This is a genomic window from Haloarcula onubensis (assembly GCF_031624605.1).
In the GTDB taxonomy this organism is placed as follows: Archaea; Halobacteriota; Halobacteria; order Halobacteriales; family Haloarculaceae; genus Haloarcula; species Haloarcula onubensis.
This window is the reverse complement of the sequence record NZ_JAMQOS010000001.1, coordinates 950,207-962,920: the sequence shown is the minus strand read 5'-3', so window position 1 is coordinate 962,920 and position 12,714 is coordinate 950,207. Positions and strand designations below refer to the sequence as shown.

The following is a 12,714-nucleotide window of genomic DNA, read 5'->3' as shown; positions in this document are numbered from 1 at the left end:
AACCTACCAACGTGGCCCACACATGGAACAACTATGACAGACGGGACCGATGACGGACGACTCTTCGAGTGGTATCGAGCGTATATCGGCGAACCGGACCGCGAGGTCGACGTCTACCTCGGGTTCGCGCTGTTCTTCGCCGGCATCGGGTTCGGTATCGCGGCGTTCGTCATCGGGGCCGTCGGCCAGCTGACGGGGGCCGGTGGCGAGTCCGCCGACTTCGTCTACCGCGAGGCGGCCATCGCGGTGGGGATGCTCGCGCTGCCCGCGACCCTCTCCAGCGTCGTCGTCCTCCTGCCCGTCAGCAAGCGCGCGCTATACGGCGCGGCCGCCGGGTCCGCGGTGACACTGGTCGGGCTGGGCGGGTTCGTCTGGGCCTATCCGTACAGCTGGGCCCGGCCGCCGGGGCCGACCTACAGCGTCCAGGTCCTGTTCGTCTACGGGGTCGGCCTGGCCGCCCTGCTGGCGGCGACCGGCGGGGCCCTCGTCGCGTACCACATCGACCGGGCGAAACCCCGCCCCGGCGACTTCACCGCCGAAGGTGACGAGACCGGCGACGAGATTACCGACGAGCAAATCGAGGCGGACATCGAGTCCGCGATGGAGGGCGTCGACCTCACCTGGGGCGGCGTCGAACGCACCGAGGGGAGCGACCTGAAGATTCGCCCGAGCGAGAGCGAGGTCGACATGGACGTGCAGGGGATGGACGTCGAGGCCGAACGCGTCACCAGCACCGGTGTCGACGAACAGGTCCAGGGCCTGGCGATGGTCAAGGGCGGCCAGCAGACGACCGACCGCTCCGAGTCGACGGTCGACGACCAGACGAACAAGCTGGCCGAACTCCGCGAACGCAAGCGGAAGGAAGCGGAGAGCCAAGAGGAGCAGACGGTCCTCGAAAAGCTCCTCGCGCGAATCGCGGCGCTGCTGGGCCGGAACTGAGAACGCGCGGTAGCGGCTCGTTTTGGCTGTTATACGGTGGTTAATCCATGAGCTGTAAGGGTTCTCTTCGCCCACTACTAGTCAGCTAAAAACAATAACGAATCAGGGAGATACGTAGATTTATGTGGAGTATACGGGAATTATTAGTGAACTACTCATGGCAAAAGGACTCGACGTTGGGACGATGAACCTTATTTCGGCGCAGCAAGAGGGTAACGATACCGTATTCGTACAACAGCGGAACTCGTTCGTGGAGATAGAGTACAGCGACATGGCAGAGCGGATGCTCTCCCGGTCGGACGTGCTCCACATTCGGAAAGACGAAGACGTCTACGTGCTGGGCGACGACGCGCTGAACTTCGCGAACATCTTCAACCAGGAGACACGCCGGCCGATGTCGCAGGGAATCCTCTCCTCCGACGAGCAATCGGCCATCCCGATGATGAAACTCATCGTCGAGCAGGTCGTCGGCTCGCCGGACCACCCGAACGAGAAGCTGTACTTCTCCTCGCCGGCAGACCCCATCGATTCGCAGCTGTCGACGCTGTACCACCAGAAGACCATCCAGTCGTTCCTCAACGAGATGGGGTACGACGCCGAGCCAATCAACGAGGGGATGGCCGTCATCTACTCCGACCTCGCCGACCGGGACTTCACCGGACTGGGCATCAGCTTCGGCGCCGGGATGACCAACGTCTGTCTGTCCTACTACGCGGTGCCGGTCATGAAGTTCTCCGTCGCCCGCGGCGGGGACTGGATCGACGAGCAGGCCGCCCAGGCGACGGGCAAGCCGGTCGATAAGGTCACCTCCATCAAGGAAGACGACTTCCAACTGGACTTCGAGACGGACGTCGGCGGCGTCGAGGGCGCGCTCTCGATATACTACGAGAACCTGCTCGACTACGTCATCGGGAAGATTCAAGAGGAGGTCGACGAGGAAGACATCGAAGAGGGGCTCGACGTCCCAGTCGTCGTCACCGGCGGCACGTCCTCGCCGGCCGGCTTCAAGAAGCTGTTCGAGCAGCACCTCGAAGACGCCTCGATTCCGTTCTCCATCAGCGACGTGCAACACGCCGACGAGCCGATGTACAGCGTCTCACGTGGCGCGCTCGTCGCCGCCCGCTCCGAGGAGGAGGAAGCGGGTCGCGGCGGCGCCGACGAGGAGGAAGAGGAAGTCGAAGCCGACGACTGACGACGCGCGGTTTTTCCGGGTCGAGGCCGGTGACTCCGGGTCAGTCACCCGCGTCGGCCGCTGCGGTACGATTCCGCCGAGCGTGTCCTCGTGCCCTCACTGTGCTTCGAAAACCGGGAGCACCCGCTCCTCGTCGTCCACCAGTTCCCCTTCGACGGCGTCGGCGCCCGATTCGGCGGCCGGTACGTCGACGGGCAGGTCCGCCCGCCGCACCGCCGTCACCGACTGGCCCTGCGCCTGGAAGCGGTCGATGGCGTCGTCCCACGACTCCGCCGGCCCGCGTTCGGCCGTGTGGTCCACCGACACGCCCACGTAGGCACACTCCTGACAGCCGATGGCCTCCCGCTCGCCGAGTCGGTAGCGCGTGAGTCGTCCCCCACACCGTGGACACTCCATACATGGAGCTTTGCCACTGTGGGGCTTAATTCTATGGTCGGCTCGCAAAAACGAAGCGAGTTACTCCTCGCCCTCGTCCTCGTCGCCCTCGGGGTCCGCAAGCAGGTCTGCGTCCTCCAGGTGAGTCCGTTTCTCCTCGTCGGAGAGCTCGCCGAACGCCTCGGTCTCGACGTCGATGGTGGCGACGCCGATACCTTCGGCGCTGAGGCCGTCCTCGGTGACCGACGCCAGCGCCTCCAGCGCGAGGTCGACGCCCTCGGAAAGCGTCATGGACTCGTCGTAGTGCTCCTCCAGGTAGTCGCGGATGTCGCCGCGGTCCGCGCCCACGGCCAGGGCCTTCCACTCGTAGGGTGTCCCCGAGGGGTCCGTCTCGTAGAGCCGCGGTTCGCCGTTGGCGATACCGGCGATGATGAGCGCGACGCCGAACGGGCGGGCGCCGCCGACCTGCGTGTACTGCTGGATGTAGTCGGTTATCTCCTTGGTCAGCGTCTCGACGCCGATGGGCTCGCCGTAGCGCAGTTGGTTGACCTGGGCCTGACGGCGGGCGAAGTCGATGAGCTGTCGGGCGTCGGCGACGTGGCCGGCGCTCGCGATACCGATGTGGTCGTCGGCCTTGTGTATCTTCTCGACGGAGGAGCGTTCCATCAGCGGCGAGCGGATGCGCTTGTCCACGGCCAGGACGACCCCGTCGCTTGTCCTGATACCGATGCTCGCCGTGCCGCGCTTGACCGCCTCGCGGGCGTACTCGACCTGGTAGAGACGCCCGTCCGGAGAGAAGATGGTAATCCCGCGGTCGTACGCCTGCTGTTGGTTTTGTCCCTGCATAGTGTTAGATGTCGAGGTCTGTCGCGCCGACGAACCCGTCGTCGGTCTGTACGTCCACTCGCCCGTCGCGAGCGACCGCACGCCGGTCCCGGTTCTCGAACACGACCTGTCTCTGTTCCGGCCCTTTTGCCGGGCCGCGTATATATTTTTCCTCACACGCACGGACGGTGCCGCTGGTGCCGGTGACGCGAAGGCCCACGGGCGCCCCGTCGACGCTGTCGACACACGACAGCGCCGCCCGAGCGGCCCCGGTGTGACCGCGCCGGACCCGGACGACGGCGTGGCCGACGCCGTCGTCGTGAGCGAACCGCAGGACGGTCATGTCCGCCTCGGCGCTGCCGGTGTCACCGAGCAGGTTCTGCGTGGCGTACCACACCTCGCGCTGGAACGCCCGCCGGTCGACGTCGGCGTCCGGCCAGCTCTCGATGGCCACGGCCAGGTATCGCCAGCGGGGCTGGAGATGTTTCGGCAGGTGTTTCACGGCGGTCGCCTCCCCGTGTCGGACTCCATACGTTCCGTTAGCGGGCCGGGATGAAAACGGATGGCATCGACGGCTGTCAGCGGAGCGTCGACCCGTAGCGAGTCGCGCTGTCGGACTCGTCGACGGGCGCCTGCTCGACTCGCTCGACCGGGCTCCGGAAGGTCAGGTAGATAATCGACACCACCATACCGATGCTCTCGGCGGCGATGACCGGGTCGGCCGCCCGGACGGCGGGGATGCTCAGCGCGAGGAGGCCGAGAAACAGCGCCACGGTCATCGACCTCGCCAGGACGAAGCCGCCGGCTATCGCCGCGGCGGTCAGTCCGAGCAGCGTTCCCGCGGCGTAGGTCAGCGGGACGTGGCCCATGACGAGCAGGGCGTCCACCGACGTCACGTCCACCGTCGCCAGTGCGCCCCCCAGCAGATACTTCATGCCCACCACGCCCGCGAGCGAGGCGACCACGAGACCGCCGAACCTCGGGCTCGTGTCAACCATATATACCTCCTGTACCCCTCGTGATAAATAAAGGTATAGTTTTCACGAAAATCGTCACGAATCTTCCAGCCAAACGCCGGGCTCGACGAAGGAGTCGCCCAGCCGTTCGCGGTTCCGGGCGGCCAGGCGCTCCCACTCGGCCAGCCCGGTCCGGATATCGCCGGCGTCGAACCCGATGGCCTCGCCCAGCGCAGCCAGCTCCCGCGGGGCGCGAAGCTCCAGGTGGGTCTCCGCGTCGGCGCTGACGACGTAGGGGGCGTCGGCGTCGGTGACGAGTTCACGGAGCTTTCGCAGGTCCCGCAGGCGACGGACCCGGGTTCCCCCCTCGCCGCGGAGGACCGGTCCGAGCGCGAACTCGACCCGGACGCCGTTGTCGGCGGCCGCCGCCGCCAGCACGTGGTTGAAGTCACCGTCGCCCGCCATCGGGTGAGCGAGCACGTCGACGGCGGGATTCTCGACGGCGAAGCGGTTTATCGCCCTGTCGCCGCCGTGGACGACGACGACGGTGCGTTTCGAGCGGTAGTTGCCCACGAGGCCGCTTGCCTGAGAGGGGGCGTCGGCCCGCACCTCGACCCCGTCGACCACGTCGATATCGACGCTATCCCGCACAGCCGCGACGTCGTCGGGCGCGCCCGCGTCGCCGTGGTTGCGGACGACGATGCCGTCGAAGCCGTAGTCGGCGGCGGTCCGGGCCTGCCGGGCGAGGGTCGTCGGACCGTCGGGCCGGGCGTGGACGGCCTCGTACATCACAGTTCGGCCAGCAGTTCCCGGGCGTTCTCGACGGCGTTCTCGCGCTTGGCGGGATAGGCCTCGACCTTCGCGCGCAGGGTGATGCCGTCACCCCGCTTGACTTCGCCGCCGAAGGCGGCCTGCTTGTCGAGCGTGAGGAAAAACGAGCAGTTGTCGTCGACGCGGTCGTCCAGTTCCGCCCGCACGTCGTCGATGTCGGCAAGCGTCGCCACCTGCGAGAGGACGTGGCGAACGTCGTCGGCGTTCTCTACCCGCGCCGAGAACACGACGATGCGGTCGCCGTAGTGACCCTCGCTCTCGGCGCGCTCGATGGGGTACTCCTCGGGGAGGTAGGTCCGGAGGGCGGCCTCGACGCGCTTCTCGTCCTCCGTCGCGTAGCAGAAGGCCCGGAGGTCGACGTAGTGGAACGGAACCGACGGCACCGTACTTACTCGCTGGCTTCGAGGTTGTCCTCGGGGACGCCCTGCTCCTGGCCGTCCTCGAAGGAGACCGTGTAGTTCGCGTCGCCGAACATGGTGTCGACGACCTGTGTGATGGTCCCGGTCTCGCCGTCGTAGTCGCTGTGTTCGTCGTGCAGAATGACCTCGTCGTCTTCTTCGAATGCCATACCCGCCGGTACTCGACGGCCGCTCAAAAAGGGACTGATTCGCTCCCTGCCGTGGGGAGCCGCGGTGTCGAAGGGTTATAGTGATTCTCCCGCGTACCCCACTGGCATGACTGGTCCATCTCGTCTTTCACTGTCTCCGCCCGATAGCTACGCCACACCGCCCGGAGAGAGATGACTACCGTCGACGACCTGTGGTATCTCGCCGACGTGGCCAGTCAGCAGGCCGAACAGACATACCACGACCTGGCCGAGCGGTACGACGGATTCGTGGAGTTCACCCGCCACCGGCGGGTCGAGCGCCCGCGCTTTCGGACCGTCGCCGAGGACGCCCGTGACCACGGCGCGCCCTTCGGCGCCCACACGCTGCCCTACCGACCGACGGGCGAACTACTGTTGGTCCGCCACGACGGCGTCGGCAAGTGGGTGTTGCCCGGCGGGGAACTCGACTCCGGGGAGTCGTTCCGGGAGGCGGCGCTGCGCGAACTGGGCGAGGAGAGCGGTATCGAGGCCCACATCGAGGGGCTGGGGCTGCTCGGGCGCGTCGAGTTCTACTGCGGGGACAACAACACCTGGGGCATACTCCCCGTCTTCGAGGCCCGCGCCGAGACCACCGACATCAGCGTCCGGGACCCCGACGGCGAGATAAGCGCGGCCCGCTGGTTCGAGGAGTTACCGGAGGACACCCGCGACCGCGAGGAGATACTGCGCTGGCGCGGGCGGCGGTTCGACCGGCCCTGACGCCGGCGCTCAGGCTTCGGCCGTCGGCAGTCGCTCGCCGGCTTTCGCCTTCGCGGACTCCTTGGCCCGCTCGACCATCGGCTCCGCGTCGGTCCACTTCTCGCCGACCATTGCACCGATTAGCGCACCGATACCCGCGCCGGTGCTCGCGGCTTTGGGGCTCCACAGGCCGCCGATGGCACCGCCGATTGCCCCGCCGGTGGCTGCGTACTTGGCACGGTTCAGTGCGCGATTGATTCGGTTTCGCATACCTAGATATCGACGGTCGGACATAAAAACGTACGTGGCGACCGGCGGACGCTAGTCGGGCCCGTAGGAGCGCCCCTCGCGGGCGTCCGCGTCGAGGCGGCGCACCGTCGCTCGGGCGTTGCTTGCGTCGTAGCCGAACAGGACCGAGTGGCCGTACTCGGCGGCCACTTCGGTGGCCTTCGCGAGGTCGTCGACGTCGACGTCGACGGCGTACAGTTCGACGCTGAAGCGGGTCGAGAGCCGGTCGAGAAAGCCCTTCGCGAGTATCTCCAGCCAGTAGGTCGTCGAGTAGGCCATGTCGTAGATGGGGACGACGAACTCGTCGACGTAGGGGGCGACGTCGTCGACGGCGACGCCGGTGCGGGCTTCGAGGTGGCCGGGGTAGGGGTCGGGATAGAGCGTGAGATAGAGGTCGCCGGGGACGCGCTCGCGGGCCGCGGCGACGAAGTCGGTCAAAACGTTCGTCCGCCAGGTCAGCCAGTCGTCGTAGTCGCTGTCGGCGAAGCGCCGCTCACAGCGGTCGCAGTGGCAGTACTCCTCGCGGGGAAAGCCCACGTCGTCCAGGCGCACGTCCCCGTTGACGGCGGCGGCCTCCTCGACGATGTCGAGCAGTCCCTCGCGGTAGCGGTCGTGGGTCGGACAGACGTACGTCCAGTCGAAGTAGGGTTCGTTCCGGGTCGCGGCAGTGCCCTCGTCGTCGAAACAGAGCAGTTCCTCCTCGCCCTCGACGGCGTTGTCCCCGAAACACGACACCATGTTCACCGCCCCCTCGATGGGTTCGGTCGCCCGGCCGGTGACGTCCTTGACCTCGTAGAACGCCCGGTCGAACTCCGACCACTCGGTCTCCTCCTCGTTTCGCGTGACCACGCCGTACATGGGCACGACTAGGCCGGTCGGTCGGGTAAGCGTTCTGAAAAGGGTGGTCGGAAGCGATGCGACTGGGGGACCGTGGTCACTTCTTGGCGACGTAGGCCGCGCCGACCGCAGCGACGACCGCAATCAGGAGGAGTATCTTCTTTGACATCATTTCGAGCTATGACAGCTGTTCTTAAAGAACTATCGGCGCGGGCTGTCCGGTCGGTGGGTTCTGGCGGCGGTTTATGCCGCTTCCCGCGGTCGAGGCGCGGGCCTCCGTCGACGGTCTTCCGCTCCGCGCACGGACCCGAACTAGCCCTCCCGTTCGTGGGCCCAGAACTCCTCGTCGACCGTGACTTCCTTCTTGAACAGCGGCACCTCGTCTTTCAGGCGGTTGATGCCGTCCTGGACGGCGGCGAAGGCCTCACCGCGGTGGCCCGCCAGGACGACCACGAAGACGATGTCCTCGCCGGCCTCGACGACGCCGGTCTTGTGGTGGAGTGCCACGGCGTGGACGCCGTCCCGTGCCTCCAGGTCCGCCCGCAGCGTCGCCATCCGTTCCTGTGCCACCCCGTCGTAGCGCTCGAACTCCAGGTGCTCCGTCGGCGGGTCCTCGGGACCGTCTCTGGCCCGCACCCGGCCGGTGAAAGTGGCGATGGCGCCGGCGCGGTCCTCGTCGGGCGAGCGCTTGACCGACGCGACGAGCGTCTCTAGGGTGACGTAGGGGTCCCGTTCGGCCAGGGCGTCGAGGATGACGTCGAGGTCGGCGCCCTCGCCGCTGTCGAACCGGGCCAGCACCGGGTCGGCGGCCTCGCGGTCGCCCAGTACCACCTTCGGTATCGCCGCGTCGCTGTACCCCTCGACGAAGGCGTAGTCGTAGTCGGGCGCCAGCGCGTCCAGCGTCTCGGTGAGGGTGCGTGACCCTCCGGTGGCGAACCACTCGCCGTCGTCGGTCAGGGCGACGGTCTCTGTCGCGCCAGCCGCCCGGTGACGGGCGGTGTCTTTCCCCTCCGTGTCGACGTCCGGCGGGTGCGTGCAGTGCTTGACGGTGGCGACCCGGCCGTCGCTGCGCTCGACCAGCCGCTCGACCAGCGTCGTCTTCCCGCTGTCGGACGCCCCGACGATGCCCAGGACCTGCATACCGTGGCCTACTGGCGGCCCACACGTCAGTGTTTCCGCCGGGGTAACAACGGCCAGCGGGCGCTCGGCCATCAAGCACTTTACCACGTGGCCGTCCTCCCCCATGTGGACCGACGAACCTATCTCAAGACGGCTGGGGTCACAGCGAGCGCCGGACTGGTCGCCGGCTGTAGCGGGTCGACAGACGGCGACGGAACGCCCGACAGAACCTACGGCACGCTCGCGACGAGCGTCACCGACGTGCCGGGCGACATCGGCGACTTCGACTCCTGTGTCGTGACCATTGCGGGAATCTGGGTCACGCCGGCCGGGAGCGAGGGAACCGAGACCGGAGAGGGCTCCGAGGCCGCGACCGAGGCGGCGTCCGCGACCGACGACGACGGCCGTCGGTACATCGAGTTCGAGGAGCCCCAGACGGCCGACCTGGTGCAGCTCCAGGGGAGCAACACCCAGTCCCTCGGCGAGACCGAACTGGAGACGGGCACCTACCAGTCCCTCCAGCTCGACGTCACCGGCGTCGAGGGGACCCTCGACGGTGGCGAGGAGGCGTCGGTCGAGACACCGGGCAACGCACCGCTGAAGTTCAACGCCGAGTTCGAGATTCGGGCCGAGGAGCGAACCCACTTCGTCGCGGACTTCACCCCGGTCGAGCGCGGCAACGGGAGCTACCTCGTCCGGCCGGTCGCCAGCGGGACGACCGTGCTGTACGGCGACGCGGAGTACACCGCCACGGACGCGGGCGGCACCGTCTCGACCGAGTCCAACTGACCACCAGACCGGCTACTCGCCCGGCGCGGACTTCGTCTTCTCGACGACGCGCACGTCCTCGATGGCCGCCGTCGGGTACTGTCCGTCGTCGTCCTTCTCGCTGGCTTTCACCATGTCCCAGACGACGTTCAACCCCGTCGTCACGCCCTCCAGGGCCTCCATCTCGCAACCGGTCTTGCCGACCGTCTCGACCGCCACGGTACACTCGACCGCGCCGTCGACGAGTTCGAAGTCGGTCTCGACGTTCGTGATGGGTATCTGGTGGCACATCGGAATCGTCTCCCAGGTGTGCTTGACGGCCTGGACGGCGCCGATGCGAGCGGTCGTGAGGACGTCGCCTTTCGCGACCTCGTCGTCGTCGATAGCGTCGAGGGTCGCCTCGGAGAGGCGAATCTCGCCCCGTGCGACCGCGCGGCGCTTGCTGTCTGCCTTCTCGCCGATGTCGACCATCTGGGCGTCGCCCTCGTCGTCGACGTGTGTGAATTCCGCTGTCATACCCCGGCGTACCGCGAGCGAACGGAAAACGGTGCGGATGTCCGGTCGGGGGTGGAGACGGGCGTCGCCTCGCTCATCGAGCGCCGACCTCCACCGCGTAGATGAGCCGCACGATGGCGACGCGCTCGTCCGGGAAGGCGGTCGGGTGTCCGCCGACCGCGACGACGACGTCGCCGTTCGAGCGGGCCGTCGTCACGTAGACCGCGAACGCCCGGCGCTCCCCGTCGACTGTGACGGTGGTCTCGAAGGTCGTGACGGTCGTTCGGCTCCCGACGAGGACGGCCTCGCGGGTGGAGACGGCCCGGAACGACGAGTTCTCGCCGGCGCCCAATCGGGACTGGAAGCGGCCGAGCAACTCGCTGTGGCTCTCCGCGGCGACCGGGTTTCGGGGACTCCCGGCGATTTCGATAGCCGGGGTCGCGACGGTCGCGAACACGCCGCCGGGCACCGTCCGGTCGCCGACGCGCACGTCCTTGCGGTAGACGCGCTGCGGGTTGGCCACCGCTATCGTCCGGTCCTGTCCGGCGACGGTTCGGTGGCGTTCCACGGTGACGGTGTCCGCTCCGTCGAGTTCGTAGCCGGTCGCGGAGAGTGTCGCGTCGTCGGGCACCGCCGGTGTGGCCTCGAACCGGGCGCTGTCGTCGACGACCAGACCGAGGACCCCCAGCGGAACGAGCGCGAGTAGCACCGCGAGACAGACCAGCACGGCGATGGCGCCGATGCCCAGCAGGAGCCGGCGGCGCGAGCGACCCCGGACGCGGCCGACCACGGCGATGGGCGAACGGCCGTCGTCACGTTCCATGGACCCCACAGAGCGGTGGCGAAAATAAGCGTGCCGGCAGTACCAGTCACGGCGCCGTCTCGTGTTTACTCGGCCGTCAGAACAGTTACGTCCCCCAGTCGGAATGGGGCGCTATGGGACGTCGAAACTTTCTACGTGTCGCGATATCGGCAGTTGCGGCCGGCCTCGCCGGCTGCGGTGCGCTCGGGGACGACAGGCCCGACGAGGCGACCTTCGAACCGAGCGGCGCGGACCACCTCGCGACTGCCGTCGGGCAACTCAACAAGGCCGCCCTGGCGGTCGACGAGTTCCGGGACCGCGAGGAAGCGGCCGCCGCCGGGGACGGCAGCCCGCCGGCGTTCGACGCGAGCGGGCCGAGAGCGCGTATCCGGACCGCTCGCGAGGCAGTCACCGCGGCCGGGGAGAGCGACGCCGACGGGGCCGACGTGGCGGCGGTCGGGCGCTACGCCGACGGCGTCGAAGGGACCGTCGACGCGGTGGCCGAGGTCACCGCCGCACGCGACCTGCTGGAAACGGCCCGGAGCGGTCTCGACAGCGGCGGGGACGACGTAGATATCGACGCCGCGAGCGCGACGCTGGAGGCGGCGACGACCGCAAGCGGGGCGGCACAGACCGCCTGCGACGGGGCCACAGTCGCCCTCGCGGGCGCCGACGGCGACCGGCTGACGGCGCTCGACGCCGCGTACGACGCGGTCCGCTCGGGCGTCGAGGCGCTGCTCGAAGTTATCGTCGGCGTCGACGGCCTCGCGGTCGGGTACGACACGTACCTCGACGGCGTCGCGGCCCTCCGGACGGGCGAGTCGCGGGTCGACGCCGAGGCGTTCGACGCCGCCAGGGCGTCGTTTTCGGACGCCGAGTCGGCGTTCACCGACGCCGGGGCGACGTTCACCGACGCCGAGGGCCGGGCGGCGGCCGACCTCCGGAGCGAACTCACGGACGGTGACGAGCGGAGTCGCGCGCTCAGTCGTCTCGCTGCGGGATACGTCTCGCTGGTCGACAGCCGGGACCACCTGCGCGCGGCGGAGTCTGCCATCGAGCGCGACGAGCGCGATGCCGCTCGCGAGGCGCTCGGGGCCGGGAGCGCGGACGCGACCACCGCGTCCGACCGGTTCGACGCGGGGGCGGCCGTCCGGGCGGAGTTCGCCGACGAGTTCCGGACGGCGCGGGACCGGGCGACGGTGATGGAGTCACTGTCGGACGGGTACGCGCGCCTCCTCGACGCGTGGGACCACCTGGCGACGGCCGAAAGCGCGCTCGACGACGGGACCGGGACGGCGCAGTCGTCGCTCGACGACGCGAGCGCCGACGCGACGGCGGCCGACGAGACGTTCGCCGCCGGGGCGGGGTCGGCTCCGGACCTGTTCGGGGACGAACTCGCTGAAGCGCGCTCGCGGGCGGGCGCGCTCGACGCGCTCGCGGGCGGCTACGGGCACGTCCTGGACGGGCGAGCGTTGCTCGGAGCGGGCGAGCGCGCGTTCACGGACGAGCGATACGACAGGGCGGCGTCGGCCTTCGCCGACGCGGCGGTCGCGGCCGGCCGCGCGGAGACGGCGTTCGCCGCGGGCGACCCTGCTGGCGACGACGACCTCTTCGGGTCGGAGTTCGACCGCGCCTCTCGCCGGGCGTCGGTCCTGCGGTCGCTGGGCGAGGGGTACGAACTGGTCGTGGCGGGCCGACAGGCGGCCGCGGCGGGTCGGCGGGACATGACGTCGGGGGAGTTCGCCGCCGCCAGGGTACGGTTCCGGTTCGCCGACGGCCGGTTCGAAGACGCCGAAACAGTCTTCGAGGACGGTCGTGCGGACGCGGGCGCGCAGTTCGGCGCCGAGGTCGACCGGGCGCTCTGTCGCGTCGGTCACCTCCGGGACGCGATGGCCCACCTGGTCGCCGCCGCCGAGGCGGGCGCGGTGGGCGACCGCCGGACGCTCCTCGCGGAAGCCGCCGCCGAGGGCGACCGCGACCGCGCATCGGGGTGTTAGACCCG

General features: G+C 68.7%; 17 protein-coding genes. 5 read left to right on the top strand and 12 right to left on the bottom strand.

Annotated features, from left to right (window positions below):
* Positions 1 to 33: 33 nt before the first annotated feature.
* Both NDI86_RS05005 and NDI86_RS05000 read left to right on the top strand, forming a co-directional pair.
* Positions 34 to 939 carry a cell division protein CdpA domain-containing protein gene (locus NDI86_RS05005; protein WP_310899303.1) on the top strand — a complete coding sequence of 302 codons (906 nt, stop codon included), beginning with the start codon at positions 34 to 36 and terminating at the stop codon, positions 937 to 939.
* Between the two features lie 157 nt (positions 940 to 1,096).
* Positions 1,097 to 2,131 carry a disk-shape morphogenesis protein volactin gene (locus tag NDI86_RS05000; RefSeq protein WP_310899302.1) on the top strand — a complete coding sequence of 345 codons (1,035 nt, stop codon included), beginning with the start codon at positions 1,097 to 1,099 and terminating at the stop codon, positions 2,129 to 2,131.
* 96 nt (positions 2,132 to 2,227) lie between these two features.
* Here the strand turns inward: NDI86_RS05000 and NDI86_RS04995 are convergent, their stop codons facing one another.
* The 7 genes from NDI86_RS04995 to NDI86_RS04965 form a co-directional block, all read right to left on the bottom strand.
* Positions 2,228 to 2,527: a hypothetical protein gene (locus NDI86_RS04995; protein ID WP_310899301.1), complete on the bottom strand. Its 300-nt coding sequence runs from the start codon at positions 2,525 to 2,527 to the stop codon at positions 2,228 to 2,230.
* 60 nt (positions 2,528 to 2,587) lie between these two features.
* Entirely contained in the window at positions 2,588 to 3,352 is a 765-nt protein-coding gene (psmA, locus tag NDI86_RS04990; protein WP_310899300.1) for an archaeal proteasome endopeptidase complex subunit alpha, read from the bottom strand.
* Positions 3,353 to 3,356: 4 nt separating this feature from the next.
* On the bottom strand, positions 3,357 to 3,833 hold the full coding sequence (locus tag NDI86_RS04985; protein WP_310899299.1) for an Rpp14/Pop5 family protein: 477 nt from the start codon (positions 3,831 to 3,833) through the stop codon (positions 3,357 to 3,359).
* Positions 3,834 to 3,909: 76 nt separating this feature from the next.
* Entirely contained in the window at positions 3,910 to 4,329 is a 420-nt protein-coding gene (locus tag NDI86_RS04980) for a hypothetical protein (RefSeq protein WP_310899298.1), read from the bottom strand.
* Positions 4,330 to 4,383: 54 nt separating this feature from the next.
* Complete coding sequence (locus NDI86_RS04975; RefSeq protein ID WP_310899297.1) at positions 4,384 to 5,076, bottom strand: RNase P subunit p30 family protein; 693 nt, start codon at positions 5,074 to 5,076, stop codon at positions 4,384 to 4,386.
* Positions 5,076 to 5,501 (bottom strand): RNA-binding protein, encoded by a 426-nt coding sequence (locus NDI86_RS04970; RefSeq protein WP_310899296.1) that lies wholly within the window; start codon positions 5,499 to 5,501, stop codon positions 5,076 to 5,078. Before NDI86_RS04970 ends, NDI86_RS04975 begins: the two co-directional genes overlap by 1 nt.
* A 5-nt stretch (positions 5,502 to 5,506) precedes the next feature.
* Positions 5,507 to 5,686, bottom strand: a complete 180-nt coding sequence (locus NDI86_RS04965; RefSeq protein ID WP_220586973.1) for a DUF1918 domain-containing protein — start codon at positions 5,684 to 5,686, stop codon at positions 5,507 to 5,509.
* A gap of 171 nt (positions 5,687 to 5,857) precedes the next feature.
* On the opposite strand from NDI86_RS04965, the gene NDI86_RS04960 reads away from it, so the two are divergent.
* The gene (locus NDI86_RS04960; protein ID WP_310899295.1) at positions 5,858 to 6,424 is read left to right on the top strand and encodes an NUDIX hydrolase; all 567 of its coding nucleotides are present in this window, start codon (positions 5,858 to 5,860) and stop codon (positions 6,422 to 6,424) included.
* Between the two features lie 9 nt (positions 6,425 to 6,433).
* Here NDI86_RS04960 and NDI86_RS04955 read toward each other — a convergent pair whose 3' ends face one another.
* The 3 genes from NDI86_RS04955 to NDI86_RS04945 form a co-directional block, all read right to left on the bottom strand.
* Positions 6,434 to 6,673, bottom strand: a complete 240-nt coding sequence (locus tag NDI86_RS04955; protein WP_310899294.1) for a glycine zipper 2TM domain-containing protein — start codon at positions 6,671 to 6,673, stop codon at positions 6,434 to 6,436.
* A gap of 51 nt (positions 6,674 to 6,724) precedes the next feature.
* On the bottom strand, positions 6,725 to 7,549 hold the full coding sequence (locus tag NDI86_RS04950) for a hypothetical protein (protein ID WP_310899293.1): 825 nt from the start codon (positions 7,547 to 7,549) through the stop codon (positions 6,725 to 6,727).
* A gap of 291 nt (positions 7,550 to 7,840) precedes the next feature.
* Entirely contained in the window at positions 7,841 to 8,668 is an 828-nt protein-coding gene (locus NDI86_RS04945) for a molybdopterin synthase (protein WP_310899292.1), read from the bottom strand.
* A gap of 105 nt (positions 8,669 to 8,773) precedes the next feature.
* Here NDI86_RS04945 and NDI86_RS04940 point away from each other — a divergent pair, with 105 nt between their 5' ends.
* Entirely contained in the window at positions 8,774 to 9,436 is a 663-nt protein-coding gene (locus tag NDI86_RS04940; protein ID WP_310899291.1) for a DUF4382 domain-containing protein, read from the top strand.
* A 12-nt stretch (positions 9,437 to 9,448) separates the two neighbouring features.
* On the opposite strand, the gene moaC is transcribed toward NDI86_RS04940, so the two are convergent.
* A complete protein-coding gene (gene moaC, locus NDI86_RS04935; RefSeq protein ID WP_310899290.1) occupies positions 9,449 to 9,931 on the bottom strand; it encodes a cyclic pyranopterin monophosphate synthase MoaC in 483 nt (160 codons plus the stop codon).
* Between the two features lie 73 nt (positions 9,932 to 10,004).
* On the bottom strand, positions 10,005 to 10,733 hold the full coding sequence (locus tag NDI86_RS04930) for a DUF6517 family protein (RefSeq protein ID WP_310899289.1): 729 nt from the start codon (positions 10,731 to 10,733) through the stop codon (positions 10,005 to 10,007).
* Positions 10,734 to 10,846: 113 nt separating this feature from the next.
* Here NDI86_RS04930 and NDI86_RS04925 point away from each other — a divergent pair, with 113 nt between their 5' ends.
* Positions 10,847 to 12,709, top strand: coding sequence for a hypothetical protein (locus NDI86_RS04925; RefSeq protein WP_310899288.1), 1,863 nt, complete (start codon positions 10,847 to 10,849; stop codon positions 12,707 to 12,709).
* Positions 12,710 to 12,714: the final 5 nt, after the last annotated feature.

Bases quoted from the DNA above. Each gene is read 5' to 3' on its own strand.
- NDI86_RS05005 (WP_310899303.1), top strand. From the start codon at position 34: ATGACAGACGGGACCGATGACGGACGACTCTTCGAGTGGTATCGAGCG.
- NDI86_RS05000 (WP_310899302.1), top strand. From the start codon at position 1,097: ATGGCAAAAGGACTCGACGTTGGGACGATGAACCTTATTTCGGCGCAG.
- NDI86_RS04995 (WP_310899301.1), bottom strand. From the start codon at position 2,527: ATGGAGTGTCCACGGTGTGGGGGACGACTCACGCGCTACCGACTCGGC.
- psmA (WP_310899300.1), bottom strand. From the start codon at position 3,352: ATGCAGGGACAAAACCAACAGCAGGCGTACGACCGCGGGATTACCATC.
- NDI86_RS04980 (WP_310899298.1), bottom strand. From the start codon at position 4,329: ATGGTTGACACGAGCCCGAGGTTCGGCGGTCTCGTGGTCGCCTCGCTC.
- NDI86_RS04975 (WP_310899297.1), bottom strand. From the start codon at position 5,076: ATGTACGAGGCCGTCCACGCCCGGCCCGACGGTCCGACGACCCTCGCC.
- NDI86_RS04965 (WP_220586973.1), bottom strand. From the start codon at position 5,686: ATGGCATTCGAAGAAGACGACGAGGTCATTCTGCACGACGAACACAGC.
- NDI86_RS04960 (WP_310899295.1), top strand. From the start codon at position 5,858: ATGACTACCGTCGACGACCTGTGGTATCTCGCCGACGTGGCCAGTCAG.
- NDI86_RS04955 (WP_310899294.1), bottom strand. From the start codon at position 6,673: ATGCGAAACCGAATCAATCGCGCACTGAACCGTGCCAAGTACGCAGCC.
- NDI86_RS04950 (WP_310899293.1), bottom strand. From the start codon at position 7,549: ATGTACGGCGTGGTCACGCGAAACGAGGAGGAGACCGAGTGGTCGGAG.
- NDI86_RS04945 (WP_310899292.1), bottom strand. From the start codon at position 8,668: ATGCAGGTCCTGGGCATCGTCGGGGCGTCCGACAGCGGGAAGACGACG.
- moaC (WP_310899290.1), bottom strand. From the start codon at position 9,931: ATGACAGCGGAATTCACACACGTCGACGACGAGGGCGACGCCCAGATG.
- NDI86_RS04930 (WP_310899289.1), bottom strand. From the start codon at position 10,733: ATGGAACGTGACGACGGCCGTTCGCCCATCGCCGTGGTCGGCCGCGTC.
- NDI86_RS04925 (WP_310899288.1), top strand. From the start codon at position 10,847: ATGGGACGTCGAAACTTTCTACGTGTCGCGATATCGGCAGTTGCGGCC.